General features: G+C 44.6%; 20 protein-coding genes. 15 read left to right on the top strand and 5 right to left on the bottom strand.

All coding sequences use genetic code 11. The features are described 5' to 3' along the window. Positions 1 to 52 precede the first annotated feature (52 nt). The gene (locus BTW01_RS00670; RefSeq protein WP_162101145.1) at positions 53 to 1,753 is read left to right on the top strand and encodes an NAD-dependent malic enzyme; all 1,701 of its coding nucleotides are present in this window, start codon (positions 53 to 55) and stop codon (positions 1,751 to 1,753) included. A gap of 50 nt (positions 1,754 to 1,803) precedes the next feature. Here BTW01_RS00670 and BTW01_RS00665 read toward each other — a convergent pair whose 3' ends face one another. After that, positions 1,804 to 2,121 carry a PepSY domain-containing protein gene (locus BTW01_RS00665; RefSeq protein ID WP_162101144.1) on the bottom strand — a complete coding sequence of 106 codons (318 nt, stop codon included), beginning with the start codon at positions 2,119 to 2,121 and terminating at the stop codon, positions 1,804 to 1,806. A gap of 157 nt (positions 2,122 to 2,278) precedes the next feature. Between BTW01_RS00665 and BTW01_RS00660 the strand changes: the two genes are divergently transcribed. Beyond that, positions 2,279 to 3,352, top strand: a complete 1,074-nt coding sequence (locus tag BTW01_RS00660) for a M42 family metallopeptidase (RefSeq protein ID WP_162101143.1) — start codon at positions 2,279 to 2,281, stop codon at positions 3,350 to 3,352. A 56-nt stretch (positions 3,353 to 3,408) separates the two neighbouring features. Here the strand turns inward: BTW01_RS00660 and BTW01_RS00655 are convergent, their stop codons facing one another. After that, positions 3,409 to 3,855: a YtoQ family protein gene (locus BTW01_RS00655; RefSeq protein WP_162101142.1), complete on the bottom strand. Its 447-nt coding sequence runs from the start codon at positions 3,853 to 3,855 to the stop codon at positions 3,409 to 3,411. A gap of 79 nt (positions 3,856 to 3,934) precedes the next feature. Here BTW01_RS00655 and BTW01_RS00650 point away from each other — a divergent pair, with 79 nt between their 5' ends. From BTW01_RS00650 to motS, 13 genes are all read left to right on the top strand, one after another. Next, entirely contained in the window at positions 3,935 to 4,018 is an 84-nt protein-coding gene (locus BTW01_RS00650; RefSeq protein ID WP_162101211.1) for a hypothetical protein, read from the top strand. 71 nt (positions 4,019 to 4,089) lie between these two features. After that, a complete protein-coding gene (locus BTW01_RS00645; protein ID WP_162101141.1) occupies positions 4,090 to 4,413 on the top strand; it encodes a thioredoxin family protein in 324 nt (107 codons plus the stop codon). Positions 4,414 to 4,428: 15 nt separating this feature from the next. Then, positions 4,429 to 5,238 (top strand): DUF1444 domain-containing protein, encoded by an 810-nt coding sequence (locus BTW01_RS00640; RefSeq protein ID WP_162101140.1) that lies wholly within the window; start codon positions 4,429 to 4,431, stop codon positions 5,236 to 5,238. A gap of 15 nt (positions 5,239 to 5,253) precedes the next feature. Continuing rightward, positions 5,254 to 5,859 carry a YtpR family tRNA-binding protein gene (gene ytpR / locus BTW01_RS00635; protein WP_162101139.1) on the top strand — a complete coding sequence of 202 codons (606 nt, stop codon included), beginning with the start codon at positions 5,254 to 5,256 and terminating at the stop codon, positions 5,857 to 5,859. A 158-nt stretch (positions 5,860 to 6,017) separates the two neighbouring features. Beyond that, positions 6,018 to 8,771, top strand: coding sequence for a DNA translocase FtsK (locus BTW01_RS00630; protein ID WP_162101138.1), 2,754 nt, complete (start codon positions 6,018 to 6,020; stop codon positions 8,769 to 8,771). Between the two features lie 256 nt (positions 8,772 to 9,027). Beyond that, complete coding sequence (murC, locus tag BTW01_RS00625; RefSeq protein WP_162101137.1) at positions 9,028 to 10,326, top strand: UDP-N-acetylmuramate--L-alanine ligase; 1,299 nt, start codon at positions 9,028 to 9,030, stop codon at positions 10,324 to 10,326. A gap of 160 nt (positions 10,327 to 10,486) precedes the next feature. Continuing rightward, a complete protein-coding gene (locus BTW01_RS00620) occupies positions 10,487 to 10,909 on the top strand; it encodes a DUF948 domain-containing protein (protein ID WP_162101136.1) in 423 nt (140 codons plus the stop codon). Between the two features lie 28 nt (positions 10,910 to 10,937). Continuing rightward, positions 10,938 to 11,393 carry a YtxH domain-containing protein gene (locus BTW01_RS00615; RefSeq protein WP_162101135.1) on the top strand — a complete coding sequence of 152 codons (456 nt, stop codon included), beginning with the start codon at positions 10,938 to 10,940 and terminating at the stop codon, positions 11,391 to 11,393. Between the two features lie 22 nt (positions 11,394 to 11,415). Next, a complete protein-coding gene (ytxJ, locus tag BTW01_RS00610) occupies positions 11,416 to 11,742 on the top strand; it encodes a bacillithiol system redox-active protein YtxJ (RefSeq protein WP_162101134.1) in 327 nt (108 codons plus the stop codon). A 236-nt stretch (positions 11,743 to 11,978) separates the two neighbouring features. Further along, entirely contained in the window at positions 11,979 to 13,055 is a 1,077-nt protein-coding gene (locus BTW01_RS00605) for a bifunctional 3-deoxy-7-phosphoheptulonate synthase/chorismate mutase (RefSeq protein ID WP_162101133.1), read from the top strand. Between the two features lie 273 nt (positions 13,056 to 13,328). After that, positions 13,329 to 14,333, top strand: a complete 1,005-nt coding sequence (gene ccpA / locus BTW01_RS00600; protein ID WP_162101132.1) for a catabolite control protein A — start codon at positions 13,329 to 13,331, stop codon at positions 14,331 to 14,333. Between the two features lie 64 nt (positions 14,334 to 14,397). After that, positions 14,398 to 15,216 carry a flagellar motor protein MotP gene (motP, locus tag BTW01_RS00595; RefSeq protein ID WP_162101131.1) on the top strand — a complete coding sequence of 273 codons (819 nt, stop codon included), beginning with the start codon at positions 14,398 to 14,400 and terminating at the stop codon, positions 15,214 to 15,216. Next, positions 15,206 to 15,925, top strand: coding sequence for a flagellar motor protein MotS (gene motS / locus BTW01_RS00590; RefSeq protein WP_162101130.1), 720 nt, complete (start codon positions 15,206 to 15,208; stop codon positions 15,923 to 15,925). Before motP ends, motS begins: the two co-directional genes overlap by 11 nt. A 9-nt stretch (positions 15,926 to 15,934) precedes the next feature. Here the strand turns inward: motS and BTW01_RS00585 are convergent, their stop codons facing one another. From BTW01_RS00585 to acuA, 3 genes are read right to left on the bottom strand one after another with little or no spacing between them, the layout of a single operon-like run. Continuing rightward, a complete protein-coding gene (locus tag BTW01_RS00585) occupies positions 15,935 to 17,098 on the bottom strand; it encodes an acetoin utilization protein AcuC (protein WP_162101129.1) in 1,164 nt (387 codons plus the stop codon). Then, on the bottom strand, positions 17,095 to 17,739 hold the full coding sequence (locus BTW01_RS00580) for an acetoin utilization AcuB family protein (RefSeq protein ID WP_162101128.1): 645 nt from the start codon (positions 17,737 to 17,739) through the stop codon (positions 17,095 to 17,097). Before BTW01_RS00580 ends, BTW01_RS00585 begins: the two co-directional genes overlap by 4 nt. Positions 17,740 to 17,759: 20 nt before the next feature. Beyond that, positions 17,760 to 18,392 (bottom strand): acetoin utilization protein acetyltransferase AcuA, encoded by a 633-nt coding sequence (gene acuA, locus BTW01_RS00575; RefSeq protein ID WP_162101127.1) that lies wholly within the window; start codon positions 18,390 to 18,392, stop codon positions 17,760 to 17,762. Between the last annotated feature and the right edge of the window lie 97 nt (positions 18,393 to 18,489).

Below are 18,489 nucleotides of genomic sequence, written 5' to 3'. Positions count from 1 at the left end.
CGGCTAATAATGCAAACCTAGTATTAATTATGCTCAGAAAGGAAGAGGCAGGGTGAAACAATTTAAAGTAACAAACGAAGGAGATATTCAAACAACATTAAGAGGCCTTGAAGTACTCTCTGTTCCTTTTTTGAACAAAGGTGTTGCTTTTACTGAAGAAGAAAGAAAAGAACTCGGTTTAAAAGGCTTTCTGCCGCCAAAGGTATTAACAATTGAAGATCAGGTGAAAAGAGCGTACGAACAATATTCCGCACAGCCTGATGATTTAAGTAAAAATGTTTATTTAACAGCGTTGCACGATCGGAATGAAACGCTGTTTTACCGCCTGTTAAACGACCATTTAGGGGAAATGCTACCGATTGTCTACACACCGACAGTCGGAACGGCAATCCAGAGATACAGCCATGAATACAGAAAGCCGAGAGGTCTCTATCTTTCAATTGATGACCCGGACGGTATGAAAGAAGCATTTAAACAGTATAAAGATCAAAGCGATACGATTGATTTAATTGTTGCCACTGATGCGGAAGGAATTTTAGGAATCGGTGACTGGGGCGTCGGAGGAATCGCGATTTCTATCGGCAAGCTGGCAGTTTATACGGCGGCTGCCGGCATTGATCCGAGCCGAGTGCTGGCTGTCGTTTTAGATGCGGGGACAAATCAGGAGAGCCTCTTAAACGACCCGCTTTATGTCGGCAACCAGCATTCCAGAGTGCGCGGGGAACGCTATGACCAATTCATTGATGATTATGTGGCGCTTGCGAGAGAAACATTTCCAAACGCATTGCTGCACTGGGAAGATTTCGGAGCGAAAAATGCGCGCAGCATTTTGAATCGCTATAAAGATAAAGTGTGTACGTTTAATGATGATATCCAAGGTACAGGCGCTGTTTCATTAGCAGCAGTTTTATCCTGTGCAAAAGCGTCTAAAGTACCGCTGAAAGATCACAGAGTCGTCGTATTCGGAGCGGGGACAGCAGGAATTGGAATTGCTGAACAGCTGCGGGAAGCATTCGTGCGCGAAGGAGTGAGTGAGGAAGAATCATACCGGCGCTTCTGGTGCATAGACCGAAATGGGCTGCTAACAGATGATATGGATCAGCTTTTTGATTTCCAGAAGCCTTATGCCCGTTCGGCTGATGAAGTGAAGGGTTATCAGCGGAACGGAGACGGCGGAGGCATTGATCTCCTTGAAGTGGTCCGGCAGGCGAAACCGACGATTCTGATTGGGACATCAACGGTTTCTGGCGCATTTACTGAAGAAGTTGTAAAAGAAATGGCTTCACATGTTAAACGTCCGGCAATTTTGCCGATGTCAAACCCGACAACACTCTCTGAAGCCAAACCGCAGGATTTACTCGAATGGACAGAAGGACGTGCGCTAATTACGACAGGAAGCCCGTTCCCGCCGGTAGAATATAACGGCGTCACATACCATATCGGTCAAGCGAACAATGCGCTTGTCTTTCCGGGTCTCGGGCTTGGAACAATTGTCACCAAATCAAAATTAATAACTGACGGCATGTTTGAAGCATGTGCCCGGGCGATCGCAAGCATGGTAAATGTCGGGGTGCCTGGTGCACCGATGCTCCCGAAAGTAGAAGATTTGCGGACTGTATCGGCAACCGTCGCAGTTGAAGTCGCTAAAACCGCAATCAAGGAAGGCGTCGCGGCGGAAGAACCTGAAGACATTATCCAGGCTGTGCAGGACGCGATGTGGTATCCGGTATACAAACCGATTCGCGCGATATAAAAAAAGAGCCGCTGCGTGGGCAGCGGCCTTTATTTTACGCTTGTCCGATGTTAAGAGGCAATTGTATCAATGACATCTACAATTTCTCCCGTTTTTGCATCCACCATGACGTCATACTGTTCTAATTCCCCGAAAGCTGATCGTGTAATGCCGGTTTTGTAGACCTGTACTGTTTCTCCGTTCACCTTGTAAGGCTCAGGCTGGGTGTAAATCCATGAACCGTCAATCGGCCCCCGCTGCTTAAAAGCGGATTTTACGATTCGAAGCGCTTTTTCTGACGAAATATAAGGTTTCATCACATATTGTTTCACAACTATAGCCGTACAAATGCCAAGTCCTGCTCCTAAAAGAAGATGACGCAATTTCAAAATAAAGCACCTCCTGATTGATTGTACTTTTCATTATACAGAAACCACCAAATCGTGTTAAGCAATACGCGGCCGATGGAGCAGATTGAGTCTGGCGCTTGGAAAACTGCATTTTTTCTAATAAAATAAAAGGACTACATAGAAATGAGGGGAAAACATGAATCATGAAACGAAAACGCTTTTCCAAACACTGACGCAGCTTCCCGGCGCGCCGGGAAATGAACATCAGGTTCGTGCTTTTATGAGGCAAGAGCTTGCCAAGTATGCCGATGACATCGTTCAGGACAGACTGGGAAGTGTTTTCGGTGTCAGAAAAGGCGGCGAGGGCGCACCGAGAATTATGGTAGCCGGGCATATGGACGAAGTCGGCTTCATGGTCACATCTATCACAGACAATGGGCTGCTTAGGTTCCAGACGCTCGGAGGCTGGTGGAGTCAGGTGCTGCTTGCACAGCGAGTTGAAATTCAAACAGACAACGGGCCGGTTCCGGGAGTGATTTCCAGCATACCGCCGCATCTGCTGACAGATGCCCAGCGAAACCGCCCGATGGATATCAAAAACATGATGATTGATATTGGAGCGGATGATAAGGAAGACGCCATCAAAATCGGCATAAAACCAGGACAGCAAATCGTGCCTGTCTGTCCGTTTACAACGATGGCAAATGAAAAGAAAATTTTATCAAAAGCGTGGGATAATCGGTATGGATGCGGATTGAGCATTGAGCTTTTGAAAGAATTGCATGGAAAAGAACTTCCGAACACACTCTACGCGGGTGCAACGGTTCAAGAGGAAGTTGGGCTGAGAGGCGCACAAACGGCTTCCCATATGATTAAACCCGACTTGTTTTTTGCGCTTGACGCCAGTCCGGCAAACGATATGAGCGGTGACAAAAATGAATTTGGCCAGCTTGGAAAAGGCTTTTTGCTTCGCATTCTTGACAGAACGACAGTCATGCACCGCGGAATGAGAGAATTTGTGCTTGATATGGCGGAAACACATGATATCCCATATCAATATTTTGTATCAGGCGGGGGAACAGATGCAGGCAGAGTTCATATTTCGAACAGCGGTGTTCCTTCAGCGGTGATCGGGATTTGTTCCCGCTATATTCATACGAATGCTTCTATCATTCATATTGACGACTATGCTGCTGCTAAAGAAATGCTCATTACATTAGTGACAGCCTGCGATAAGCAGACGGTGGATGCGATTAAGGAAAATATGTAGGAAGCCATAAAAGCTTGTTGAACAGGGCAGTAAGCCCGGATCAACAAGCTTTTTTCTCATTCTGCTTCAAATACATAGGACAGGGCCTTAATGGCTTGGTTCACGGTTTCAACCGTTATATTCGCTTTATTGGAAAGCTCTTTTAAAGGATGGTGGAGCGATTCCGGCCGGATCATAATTAAAGGTTTTCCTTTTGCGATCGCATATGATGCATCCATTGCCGTGTTCCATTGTTTGTATTTTTCGCCGAATAGGGCGATCACAACGTCTGCTTTATTCATCAGGACGGCTGTTCTGAAATTGTTCATGTCAGAGGCTTTGTCATCCTTCAAAACGGCACTTGGCTGAACACCCATGATTTCTTCACCGATATTGTCTGAGCGATCGTGATTTTCCATCGGGCCGACAAACGTAATCGGCAGCTTTAGTGATTTTGTTTTCTCTTTGATTTCCTCGCGCCAATTGCTGTGAATTTCTCCTGCTAAATAGACGATAAACTCCATCCTGAAAATCCCTCCTAATCTATATTCATCTGTAAATGTTGCCCTTATGTACACGATGTTAAACGAAACGAACTTGATAATGCAAATAAAATATGATAATGATAATGGGAAAGCCAATCTTACATATTCATACGTTGCATATAAGTGGTTTTGCCGCAAGTAGTTTGGTATGATCCAAATAGACAAGTATCGATAAACAACATGTAAGAACATAAACAACTGGAGGGATATGAAATGAAAAAAATCGAATCAACTCAAGAGCTGGAAAAAGCGGTAAAGGATGATTGGGCGGTCTTTATGTTTTCAGCCGACTGGTGCCCGGATTGCCGTTTCGTAGAGCCTTTTCTGCCTGAAGTGGAAGCGGACTTCCCTGAATTCACTTACTACTACGTAGATCGCGACAAATTCATCGATACGTGTGCAGAGTGGGAAATTTACGGAATTCCAAGCTTTGTCGTTTTTAATAAAGGAAAAGAAGTGAATCGTTTTGTGAGCAAAGACCGTAAAACGAAAGAAGAAATTGAACAGTTTTTAACTGACTCTCTCGCTAAAGCGTAAAGGAGGACATCCGGTTTGAAAATGACCTCAAGGAAGCTGTCAGATATTCTGAAACAGCGCCTTCAGCACGAGAATCGCTCCTTTCTGTTTGACAGAGAAAAAGATACCCTCCGTGTTGAGGATCAAACGACGAAAAAAGGAATTACGCTCGACCTGCCGCCGATCATTGCAAAATGGGAACTGAAAAAAGATGAAGCCATCGATGAGATTGTGTACTATGTCTCCGAAGCGATGACGGCAATGGAAGGGAAGGCTCAGGAAATGACCGGAAAAGAAAGCCGCATTTACCCGGTCATACGCTCAACTTCTTTTCCGGATAAATCCAGCGAAGATATTCCGCTCATTTATGACGATCATACCGCAGAGACAAGAATTTATTACGCGCTTGATCTCGGGAAAACCTACCGTTTAATTGACCAGCGCATGCTTGAGAAAGAAAACTGGACAAAAGAGCGGATCAGAGAGACGGCAGCATTTAATCTCCGCTCTCTGCCGGCGGTTGTCAAAGAGGATACAGTAGCCGGCAATTACTTTTACTTTTTCAGGGCGAACGACGGTTATGACGCCAGCCGGATTTTAAACGAAGCGATTTTAAATGAGTACAAGCAGCGTGCAGAAGGTGAGCTGGCGATCTCTGTTCCGCATCAGGACGTTCTGATTCTTGCTGACATCCGTAATGAATCGGGGTATGATATTCTAGGACAAATGTCGATGAGCTTCTTTGCCGGCGGCACCGTTCCGATTACCGCCCTTTCATTTTTGTACAATGAAGGAAAGCTGGAACCGGTGTTTATTCTGGCGAAAAGCCGTCCGAAAAAGGATTAGAAAGGATTTTTACTTATGAACGCTTTTTATAATAAAGAAGGTGTGGGAGACACGCTCCTGATCTCACTTCAAGATGTGACACGCGAACAAATTGGCTATGAAACATACGGCGACGTCGTCAAAATTTTTAATAACGAGACAAAGGAAACAACGGGTTTCAACATTTTCAATGCGTCTTCTTACTTGACCATTGATGAAAACGGCCCTGTTGAGCTCTCAGAAACATTTGTGCAGGATGTGAATGAGATTCTAAGCAGAAACGGCGCAGAAGAGACATTAGTCGTTGATTTATCTCCGAAGTTTGTTGTCGGATATGTGGAGTCAAAAGAAAAACATCCGAATGCGGATAAGCTGAGTGTATGTAAAGTCAATGTAGGAGAAGAAACGCTCCAGATCGTCTGCGGCGCACCTAACGTTGACCAAGGTCAGAAAGTTGTCGTTGCCAAAGTGGGCGCTGTGATGCCGAGCGGGCTTGTCATTAAGGATGCAGAGCTTCGCGGCGTTCCGTCAAGCGGAATGATCTGCTCAGCGAAAGAGCTCGCTTTGCCGGATGCCCCAGCTGAAAAAGGAATTCTTGTATTAGAAGGAGACCATAAGGCGGGAGAGGCATTTCAGTTTTAGACTCCCATAAACCCGTTTAAAAAAACGAATCATCTAAAAAGCCGCTAAGCCTTTGTTTAGCGGCTTTGTTTTGCTGAAAGCTTAATCTTTTCTGGGCAGACCAGCAGTGGTATACTAAAAAACGTCCCAGAAAACTATAAGGGAGTTAGAGATAAATTATGAGTTGGCTTCATAAATTTTTTGATTTGTTTTTAGGCGAAAGTGAAAAGGATAATGAACAGGAGACAAAAACCGCTCAAATTCCGCAGCAGCAAGAGACACATCATTCTGAAGGACAAGTAAAAAGATTGGAAGATCCTAAAATATATTATGAATATCCAAAAGGCAAATTCCGTTTTCCAATCGTGCCTGACGGATATAAAAATCAAGATTTAAAAAGGCGCCACGCACCATCGGATGAACCGAAACCCGCAGCTCGTCCCAGCGCTGCACCATACAGAGAACGATCCAAAGATGTAAAAGAGCAACATACATATCAAACATCTGAACCGGCGAAGAAACCGTTTAAACCGACAAATATTCCTTCGCCTATATATGGATTCAATCAAAAACCATCCGTCAAAAAGGAACAGCCTTCTGAAGCAATGAAGGTGCAGGACAAATCTGTAAAAGAGAAAGTAACATTGCTGTCCGAAGAGATCGAACGTGAACACGGCTATACTGCTTCAGACAGACCGAAGCAGGACATGAAAGAAGAACGTTTCTTCCCGGATAATCAATTCGAAGAGCAGCCTTCTCGCGTTTCAAATGGAACGGCAGCAGAGCATGATGAAATGCTGACACAGCACCCGGCAGACGAGCCATTAGATAAGAGAGTTCCGGCTGCTGACGACGTTCAGCAGCCGGAACAAGAGGAACCTTTCTTCCGGGCAGGACAAACTGAAGAGCAGGCAGAACCTGAGATGCTGACAGATCAGGTGACTGAGGCGCAAGAAGACCTTTTAAGCCGTGTTGCAGAAGAACAAAAGGAACTGCAGCCAGAGGAAGTGGAAGAATCTGGATTTCGCGCTGAACATGATGAAGAGCAGCCAGCACCTGAGTCTTTGACAGAGGTGTTGTCTAGGGCTGAAGTGTCAGAAGAACGGTCAGACAGCTCTGTAAACAATCATCACGAAATCGCAGCAGCTGAGGCTCCAGCTGTTCAAGAAGAACAAACAGACGAGCCATCTTTATTTACTGATGATGAGCTTTCACCATCTGAAGCCCTGGCTCAAGCAGAAACGGATGCCATAGAATCAGACGAGCCATTAGACAGCATAATAAATAATCAGCACGACAGTCCGGAAGAAGCTGTTCAGCCTGACAGTCTGGAGCAAGAGTTTTCTGAAGCCGATGCAAACCGGCAGGAAACATATGAGACGATAAAGGAACCGCAAAAAAGGCCTGCCATGCAGGAAAAACGGACTGAACGAAGCACATCAACTCAAAAAGGGCCATCCGTTCCTTTTAATGTTATGATGCTGAAAAGAGATACACATAAACAGCAAAAAGCTGAAGATCGCCGCGGCAGCTATGTGTTTCCAAATGTTGCCCTGCTTGATGTTCCGCCGGCGCAAGTTCAGGACGATACAGAGTGGATCGAGGAACAGCGTCAGCTTCTTGACTTGACGCTGAAAAATTTCAATGTCCGCGCCACAGTAGTCCATGTGACTCAGGGGCCGTCTGTCACGAGATTTGAAGTGCATCCTGAACCAGGCGTAAAGGTGAATAAAATCACCAACTTATCTGATGATATTAAACTCAGCCTGTCTGCAAGAGATATTCGGATTGAAGCGCCGATTCCGGGGAAAAACACGATCGGAATAGAAGTGCCGAACCGTACGAGCAAGATGGTTGATTTGCGTCAGATGATTCGCAGTTCAGCTTTCAGGACAAGCAAGTCGCCGCTCACGGCTGCCCTGGGACTGGATATCTCGGGAAACCCTGTCGTTATCGACTTAAAGAAAATGCCGCATGGCTTGATTGCCGGTGCAACGGGCTCGGGAAAAAGCGTATGTATCAATACAATGTTAGTCAGCCTGCTTTATAAAGCTGACCCGAGTGAGGTAAAGGTGCTGCTGATTGATCCGAAAATGGTAGAGCTTGCCCCTTACAACAAAATTCCTCATCTCGTGAGCCCAGTTATTACGGACGCTAAAGCGGCTACTGCTGCTTTAAAATGGACGGTTGAGGAAATGGAGCGGCGCTATGAGCTGTTTGCCCATTCCGGCGTACGCGACATTGACCGCTTTAATCAATTAACAGCCGATCATCAGACAGGTGAAAAGCTGCCTTATTTAGTTGTGGTAATTGATGAGCTTGCTGATTTGATGATGGTGGCTCCGAATGATGTCGAAGAGAGCATTGCGAGGATTGCCCAAAAAGCCAGAGCCTGCGGAATCCATCTGCTCGTTGCGACTCAGCGGCCGTCAGTCGATGTCATTACTGGTCTGATTAAGGCGAATATCCCGACGAGAATTGCATTTTCTGTTTCGAGTCAGGTTGATTCCCGAACGATTATTGACATTGCCGGTGCGGAAAAGCTTCTCGGAAAAGGAGACATGCTCTTTTTAGAAAACGGCTCGGGAAAACCGGTCCGTCTGCAAGGTAATTTTGTGTCAGACCGTGAAATCGACCGGGTTGTTTCCCATGTTAGAGCGCAAATGCCGCCAACCTATTTATTTGAACAAGAAGAGCTTGTAAGACAAGGATCAGCCTTGAAAGAAGAGGATGAACTGTTTGACGAAGCGTGTGAGTTTGTTGTTGAGCAAAACAGCGCGAGCACTTCAAGCCTGCAAAGAAGATTCAGAATCGGGTATAATCGTGCGGCAAGGCTGATTGATATGATGGAAGCGGAAGGCATGATCTCGGAGGCAAAAGGAAGCAAGCCGCGGGAGGTCCTGATCACAGCAAGTGATTTAATAAACGAATAATATTGGGTTCATTTTCACATTAAACATGGTATGATAGTGTTTAGAGCATTTAACTGCTATGCTATTTCGCTTCACAGCAGATACGCATAGACAAATCTTGATATTCAGGTTTAATCAGAAAGAAATAACCGGATACTGAACATAACAAAACATATAAAAATACGCCGCTAGGGGGTGCTTTTCAGCCGCCGCGGTCGCAAATTGAAATGAGCGTCATATACTGGGGAACAGATAGACGTTTGTTGGAGGTACAATTATGACTGTTTATCATTTTGTTGGAATAAAAGGGACCGGTATGAGTCCGCTTGCCCAAATACTTCATGATAATGGATATACTGTCCAAGGATCGGATATCGAAAAATTTATTTTTACGCAAACAGCGCTTGAAAAAAGAAATATTACAATCCTTCCTTTTAGCGCAGATAATATCAAACCTGGCATGACAGTTATCGCTGGAAACGCATTCCCAGACACGCATCCTGAAATTGAAAAAGCTATGTCTGACGGAATTCCGGTGATACGTTATCATAAGTTTTTAGGCGACTACATGAAAAAATTCACGAGTGTTGCCGTTACGGGCGCACACGGCAAAACGTCGACTACGGGTTTGCTGGCTCATGTGATACAAAACGCAAAACCGACGTCTTTTTTAATCGGGGACGGAACAGGCCAAGGAAATGAAAACAGCGAATACTTTGTGTTTGAAGCGTGCGAATACCGCCGCCATTTCTTAAGCTATCAGCCAGACTACGCGATCATGACGAATATTGATTTTGACCATCCTGATTACTTCTCAAGCATTGACGATGTGTTTGACGCTTTCCAAGAGATGGCTCTGCAAGTCAACAAAGGCATTATCGCCTGCGGAGACGATGAGCATCTTCCGAAAATCCATGCGAACGTCCCGGTTGTGTATTACGGAACTGGGGAAGAAAATGATTTTCAAGCCAGAAACATCGTAAAAAGCACGGAAGGGACAACTTTCGATGTGTTTGTCCGCAATACATTCTATGACACGTTTTATATTCCGGCGTACGGCAGCCACAATGTGTTAAACTCATTGGCGGTCATTGCGTTATGCCATTATGAAGAGATTGACTCGAGCATCATTAAACATGCCCTCAAATCATTTGGCGGCGTCCAACGAAGATTCAATGAGAAACAGCTCGGAAATCAAGTGTTAATTGATGACTACGCTCATCACCCGACAGAAATAAAGGTAACGATTGAGGCGGCAAGACAGAAATACCCCGATCGTGAAATCGTTGCTGTATTTCAGCCTCATACTTTCACACGGACGCAGCAATTCCTTGACGAATTCGCTGAAAGCCTAAGCGGAGCTGACTGTGTGTATTTATGCGATATTTTCGGTTCAGCACGGGAAAATGCAGGAAAGCTGACGATCGGAGACCTGCAGGGAAAAATCCATCATGCAAAGCTGATTGAAGAAGATGATACATCTGTTTTAAAAGCTCATGAAAAAGCCGTTCTCATCTTTATGGGGGCAGGAGATATCCAAAAATATATGAGAGCCTACGAAAACGTCATGGCATAATAAAAAGCAGTGTTTTCACTGCTTTTTATTTATCTGATGAAAACCTTGATAAAGGATTTTCTTACATAATGGAGAATAATATGTATACAGCCCAATACACATGTTTATGATTTAAGCAAACGGGTAAACAGCAGTATATCCTGCAGCAAGGAGGTTTGAGATGATTATAATTCTTTACTTAAGCGTTGCACTTATCGCAGTCGCATTTCTAGTATTAGTGATCTACTTGTCTAAAACACTGAAGTCACTGCAGCTGACTCTGAAAAATGTCGCATCCACTCTCGAAGGGCTGGAGGGACAAATGAAAGGCATCACAATTGAAACAGCTGAGCTTTTACATAAGACAAACCGCTTGGCTGAAGATATCCAAGAAAAATCTGAAAAGCTGAATACGGTCGTTCATGCTGTTCAAGGGGTGGGAACTTCTGTACAGCAGTTCAATACATCTATGAAACAGGCGGCAGGGTCTGTATCAGCATCAGTGAGGGAAAACCAAGACAAGATCAATCAAGTTGTCACATGGAGTCAAGCAGCAATGGAAATTTGGGAGAAATGGAAGCAAAAGAAAAAATCAGCTTTGTAAGAGAAAAATATGATAAGGAGGAATAAGGATGAGTAAAGATGGAATGAATAGTAAAGACTTTTTAATCGGAACATTAGTCGGGGGAATCGTCGGTGCCGCAACCGCTCTTTTTCTAGCGCCTAAATCAGGCAAAGAACTTCGCGACGATCTTGGCAGTCAAGCTGTAGCTTTGCGTGACAAAACTGACAAAATGACAGCAGATGCGAAGGAAAAAGGCACGCAATATGTCAGCATTGCAAAAGATAAAACATCTAACATCACACAGCTTGTAGCAGATCAGTCAGGGCAGATCATGAACAAGGTCAAGGATTTAAGAGACCGTTCCAAATCAGGAAAAACGGATTCATCGACTGCCATGCAAGATATGAGAGAAGAAGCAATGCAGGCTGCCGACGAAACAAAAGACCAAGTTCTCCAAAAGAAAGAAGATGTAAAAGACGAACTGAAAGATGCAAAAAAACAGGCTGAGCATATCAATCGCTAAGCAGGAAGGAAGAGCTTGAATCATGGCAAAACAGCTCATTCAATCTGAGGAAGAATTCAAACGGATTGCAGGACAGGAAGGCATCTTCGTCTTCTTTAAACACAGTATGACATGTCCGATCAGCCAGGCGGCATTCCAAGAATTCGATGCCTTTGCAAATCAGCATGAGGATGTGCGGGCTTACTATCTGCAAGTGCAAAATGCCCGGCCGCTGTCAAATTTCATCGCAGAAACATATGGCGTAAAGCACGAAAGCCCTCAGGTTTTTGTTATCGAAAACGGTGAAGTGAAGTGGCATACCTCACATTCACAAATTACAGAAGCGGCCATTGAGCAGCATTTATCATAGAAAAGAGCGTCCAGATATATTCTGGCGCTTTTTTTTTTGAAAAAAACCTTGAACATTACCCTCACATCATGTAGGATAATTTCATAGATTACTTTATCACTTAAAAGCGTTTGGGTAATAAAGTGAAGTTTTTATAAAATTTTTTGTATTTCAGTATTTCCATTTGGAATTACTTATAGTAAGATGCATGATAACCACAAAATACAAATTGAATGTGCAGGGAGAGGATGAAAAAAATGAGCAACACAGAGTTAGACCTACTAAGGCAGAAAGCAGACGAATTAAACCTACAAATTCTAAAATTAATCAACGAACGCGGCAATGTTGTGAAAGAGATTGGTAAAGCGAAGGAAGCGCAGGGTGTTAACCGGTTTGATCCTGTCAGAGAACGCACAATGTTAAACAATATCATTGAAAACAATAACGGCCCGTTCGAAAATTCTACCATCCAGCACATTTTTAAAGAAATATTCAAAGCAGGTTTAGAGCTTCAGGAAGAAGATCACAGCAAAGCGCTGCTTGTCTCCCGTAAGAAAAAACCGGAAGATACAATCGTAGATATCAAAGGTGAAAAAATTGGAGACGGCCAGCAAAGATTCATTGTTGGCCCATGTGCGGTAGAGAGCTACGAGCAGGTGGCTGAAGTGGCGGCAGCTGCGAAAAAACAAGGAATTAAAATATTGCGCGGAGGAGCCTTTAAGCCTCGTACGAGCCCATACGATTTCCAAGGGCTTGGTGTTGAAGGCCTTCAAATCTTAAAACGTGTAGCGGACGAATTTGATTTGGCTGTGATCAGTGAAATCGTAACGCCGGCTCATATCGAAGAAGCGCTGGACTACATTGATGTCATTCAAATCGGAGCGCGCAACATGCAAAACTTCGAGTTGCTGAAAGCAGCCGGCGCAGTGAAAAAACCAGTGCTTCTGAAGCGAGGGCTTGCTGCAACAATCTCTGAATTTGTCAATGCTGCTGAATACATCATGTCACAAGGAAACGATCAAATTATCCTTTGTGAGCGCGGAATCAGAACATACGAAACAGCGACGAGAAACACATTGGATATTTCCGCTGTGCCGATTCTGAAACAAGAAACACATTTGCCGGTCTTTGTTGATGTGACACATTCAACTGGCCGCCGCGACCTCTTGCTTCCGACAGCTAAAGCTGCTTTAGCGATTGGCGCAGATGGCGTAATGGCTGAGGTTCACCCGGATCCATCAGTTGCGCTTTCTGACTCTGCTCAGCAAATGGCGATTCCTGAATTCGAAAAATGGTTGGATGAACTGAAACCTATGGTGAAAGTCAATGCTTAATTGACCTTTAAAAGGCCGCATCTGCGGTCTTTTTTTATGCTTTCTTGTTTAATTAGTTATAAAATCTACGTATACGTTTTCATCATCTATAAAAACGTGTATAATTTCATGAGAAGTATTTAAATTTGAGGAATAATGAAAAATAATGTAAACTACTGACTTACGCTTACAAATCATAAACGACATAAATTCGGACGTTATGACATTTCTCTACATAAAGTGTTTATGCTATAGATAAGGATAAGTGTATCCAGTAAAAGGAGTGGTTTTAGGATGAGCAATATTACGATCTACGATGTAGCGAGAGAAGCGAATGTAAGCATGGCAACTGTTTCCCGTGTCGTGAACGGCAACCCGAATGTAAAACCGACAACGCGGAAAAAAGTCTTGGAAGCCATTGACCGTCTCGGCTACCGTCCAAACGCGGTGGCAAGAGGGCTGGCAAGCAAAAAAACAACAACTGTAGGTGTCATCATTCCCGATATCTCAAGCATTTTCTATTCAGAGCTTGCGCGCGGAATTGAAGATATCGCGACAATGTATAAATACAATATTATTTTGAGCAACTCTGACCAAAATACAGAGAAAGAGCTGCACCTTTTAAATACAATGCTCGGCAAGCAAGTGGACGGCATCGTGTTTATGGGAGGGAACATTACGGACGAGCATGTGGCGGAATTCAAGCGTTCTCCAGTGCCAATTGTGCTTGCCGCTTCTGTAGAAGAGCAGGGGGAAACACCGTCGGTTGCGATCGATTACGAACAGGCGATTTATGATGCTGTGAAGCTATTGGTTGATAAAGGGCACACAGATATCGCATTCGTTTCCGGGCCAATGACAGAACCGATCAATCGCTCGAAAAAACTGCAAGGCTACAAACGTGCGCTTGAAGAAACAAACCTTCCTTTTAATGAGCAGTTTATCGCTGAAGGGGATTACACATATGATTCTGGCCTTGAAGCACTTCAGCATTTGATGAGTCTGGACAAAAAACCGACAGCCATTCTTTCTGCAACTGATGAAATGGCGCTCGGCATTATCCATGCGGCTCAGGATCAAGGCTTATCTATTCCTGAAGATCTTGAGATTATTGGCTTTGATAATACGAGATTAAGCCTCATGGTTCGTCCGCAGCTTACAACCGTTGTTCAGCCGACGTATGATATAGGCGCCGTCGCGATGAGATTGCTGACAAAGCTCATGAATAAAGAGCCTGTTGAAGAGCACATCGTCGAACTGCCGCACCGTATAGAGCTGAGAAAGTCAACCAAGTCATAAGAAAAACAAGAGAGCAAGCTTCACCTCTAAGGGTGAATTCTTGCTTTTTTCATGGGGAGAAATGATGAAACGATTTGATTATCTTACACCTGTTGGTTTTGTACTAGGAATGATTATGATTGTTATCGGGATTATCTCAGGGTCGGGAGTAAGCGGTTTCCGCTCATTTCTTGATCTGACCTCTTTCTTTATCGTAACAGGAGGACTATGCGCCGCTATTTTTATCAGCTTTCCGCCGAGAGAGCTGAAAAAAACGCCCTCTGTATTAAAGCAGGCATTTATCCGAAAGGAAGACGATGTGAAAGACCTTGTGAAAACCTTTGTTTCTCTATCTGATCATGCACGTAAGCACGGGCTTCTCTCATTGGATGATCAGGCTCGGGGAATCAGAGATCCTTTCTTAAAAAAGGGACTGCTTTTAGCAATTGACGGCTGGGATGAAGAAACGATTCGGCTCGTTATGGATTCAGAAGTCGCAGCAATGGAGGAGCGTCACCGCAAAGGGCGGCGGGTGTTTGAAAAAGCGGGAGAATTCGCTCCGGCATGGGGAATGATCGGAACACTCGTCGGACTGGTGCTGATGCTCAAAAATTTAAATGATCCGCAAATGCTTGGACCGAATATGGCTGTTGCGCTTCTGACAACCTTGTATGGTTCATTGCTGGCAAACATGGTATTCAACCCGATTGCTGCTAAGCTCGACGAAAAAACAGAAAGTGAAATCTTCATCAAGCAGGTAATGGTGGAAGGCATTATTGGAATTCAATCCGGAAAAAACCCGCGCAATCTCGAAAGCCAGCTCGTCGTTTTCAGCTCTCGGGAAGAATGGAAAAAGAATCCAAATCAAACAAAAACAAAAAAGGGATCTATACATGAAGCTTAGAAGAGAAAGAAGGAATGGAAGCGGGAAAAACAGCCAATCTTCATCAAGCTGGATTGTGACCTTTTCAGATTTAATCACCTTGATCCTTGTGTTCTTTATTTTACTTTTTTCTATGTCCCAAATCGATCTGCAAAAATTTAAAGCGGCAGTTCATTCAATCCAAAAGGAAGACGGCGGGCATCAGCCGGACCAAACCTCCAAAGTAAAAAAGGATGCCTCGCCAGCTGATGAGAAGAAGAAGGAAGATCAGCAGGATCAGCTATTCAAGAAAGTAAATACATACATAAAAGACAACCATTTGAATGCCCAAATGACAGCCAAACGGGATGAACGCGGGGTGGTGCTCGTGCTCCAGGAGGCTGTGCTGTTTGATTCAGGCGAGGCAAAAGTGCTGAAAAATGCCGAATCACTTCTTCACCAAATCGCTGTTCTTCTTCAAGCCCTTCCTAACGACATCCAAGTGGAAGGCCATACAGACAGCCGCAACATTTCAACATACCGATATCCGTCTAACTGGGAACTGTCAGCAGCGCGGGCGAGCGGAGTTATTCAATATTTCACGTCAAAAGAGAAACTTCCTTCGAAGCGTCTTATCGCTGTCGGCTATGCGGATACAAAACCTGTAAAGGATAACAAGACAAACGAACATATGAAGGAAAACCGGCGTGTGGAAATTGTCATCAAGAAATCAAAAACGACCTCTTCGTGAAGGTCGTTTTTATGTTGTTCTTTGCCTCTCAGATCGTATCGCATATAATGCTTTGCTAACGGTTTGCGCATTTTTTTCTGTGATTTCTGGCTTGCGTGGAATCGGAGGATATAAATTGGCAGGATCGCTCCAGCTGGACGGCAGGGTGACGGGGCACTGTTTTTGCCATTTAGCGGTCCATTCCGCTGGGATGTCGTCTCCCGGATCTATCCCTTTCATTTCAAGCCATATTCTGGCCCAGGCGCGGGGCACAACACGCCAAATATCATAGCCGCCGCCGCCGACTGCGATCCATTTACCTCCGCAATATTGATGTGCTAAAGTGTGTGCAAGCCGGGGGATTTCTTTGTATATGCTGATTGTTGCAGATAGATGTGTCAGCGGGTCATAGTAATGGGCATCTGCGCCATTTTGGCTGATAATAACATCGGGCTGAAAATAAGCGGCGACTTCGGCAGCTGCTGTCTCGTAAGCCTCAAGAAAGGAATCATCCTCTGTAAAAGCATCAAGCGGGATATTAAAGGAATAGCCATAACCTTTTCCGCTCCCTTTTTCCTGAATCTGACCGGTGCCAGGAAATAAATACCTTCCTGTTTCATGAATGGATAGCGTGCATACATTGGGGTTATCGTAGAACGTAAATTGCACACCGTCCCCGTGGTGGGCGTCCGTATCAATATAAAGCACTTTGGCCCTGTATTTTTTCTGGATATATTGAATCGCCACAGCACTGTCGTTATATATGCAAAACCCCGATGCCCTCCCCCGAAAGCCGTGATGAAGGCCTCCCCCAAGGTTGGCGGCGTGCTGGGCTCGTCCTGACATCACCCAGTCTGCGGCCGTTAAGGTACCGCCGACTAAAAGTGATGCAGCTTCGTGCATGCCGGCAAAGACAGGTGTATCCTCTGTGCCGAGCCCGTAGCTTTCTCCTTCTTCAACTGGAAGTTTTCCTGCGCCCGCAAGTTTGACAGCCTGAATGTAATCTTCCGTATGGACAAGGGCAAGCTCCTCTTCTTTTGCTAGTCTAGGACTGACAATATCTCCATCATCAAAGGCTTTGATCGTCTTGAGCAAATCGTATGTTAACAGAACCCGCTGTTGGTTAAATGGGTGTTCCTGGTGAAACATATAGGTTTGATAAGATGGAGAATAGATAAACACACTGTCTCTCATAGCAGGTCCCTTTGCTCTGACGGCCATAAGACGTGATGCCTTTTTCTTTGTAATGCCTGCAAAAATGGCAGCGGGTTCATCATTTCCACACGAAAGACAAGCACTTTTACCTCAGGTTCCTCATGGGGATAGACAAGCACGCTGAGTATCTTCACTTGGAGATCTTGGCAGAGGCTGCTGATTTCTGAGAGGCTTTTTGTGATGTCGTTTACTTTTATTTCGATTTGCGAGCCCGGCTGGTCAGCACCTGTCAATTTGACAAATGTCCGCAGCAAATCGGTTTTCGTCAAAATCCCTATTAATTTTTGATGCTGCACCACTGGAAGACAGCCGATGCCATGCTCGTAGAAGAGGGCAGATATTTCTTCGACAAAATCAAGCGGATGGGCACAGACGACATCTGTTTTCATAATTGAATCTACGTTTCGTGTGAGAAATCGGCTTCGTTTGTTTTCTTCAAAAATGCTGGGACTGGCCTGTTTCATGTCTCTGTCTGTCACCATTCCGATTACACAGCGGTCTTTATCAACAACAGGCAGATGCCTGATATGAAATTCCTTCAGCTTGCATATGGCTGTTTCAAGCGTATCGGTCTTCGTTAATGTAATGACATCCTTTTTCATGATTTGCTCAACAATCATTGTTTTTTCCCCTTTGCCAGTTAATACATAAAACGATGATAAAAACGAAGCCTGTCAAATTGTTCAATTGATTCTTGGCTGACGTTTTTACCGATGCGTGCCATCAGACAGTTTGCAGGGTGGGAGCTGATTTCCGGCTCATCTGTGGCGAACCAGACCAATCCGCCTGCGTTCATCATCTTCTCCATCAGCTTCCTGTATTCCCACACATCTTTTTTCATCCCTTTTAAATCCCAATGCCAATAATATTCTGTTGTCATGACGATATAGTTTTCCATTTGTTCATCCATCATGCTGACGGTCAGAAGCGTCTTGCCGACAGACCATCCCCGGTAAGCCGGCGCCACTTCAATGGCTCCGAGTTCAAGCAAATCCTCCATATTTCCCTCAGACCACCTTTCGAGCGGGTCGGGATATAAATACGTCACATAGCCGATAATGGTTTGGTTGTCTCTGGCAATGATAATGCGACCTTCGGGAAGGCCGGCAATGTCGACTAGCGCTTCATGCTGCTCGCGGGGCGGGCGAAATGCGGTTAAATCATGATGAAACTCGTAACCTGCCAAATCTTTTGGAGAGACAGGCCCTTCTATCAGTAAGGAGCCGGCTGCTGTTTTGATGTTTGCTGAATGGTATGTTTTATGATGTTCCACTGATCCACCGTCCCATCAATTCTTGTGAAAATATGTGTCTTCTTTAAGAATAACAAAATATAAAACGTTTTCAATATGGTTTATATTTTAAAAATTG

Origin of the sequence: Bacillus sp. SKDU12, assembly GCF_010093085.1 — a bacterium.
Taxonomy (GTDB): Bacteria; Bacillota; Bacilli; order Bacillales; family Bacillaceae; genus Bacillus; species Bacillus mexicanus.
This window is presented reverse-complemented; position numbering and strand designations above follow the sequence as displayed.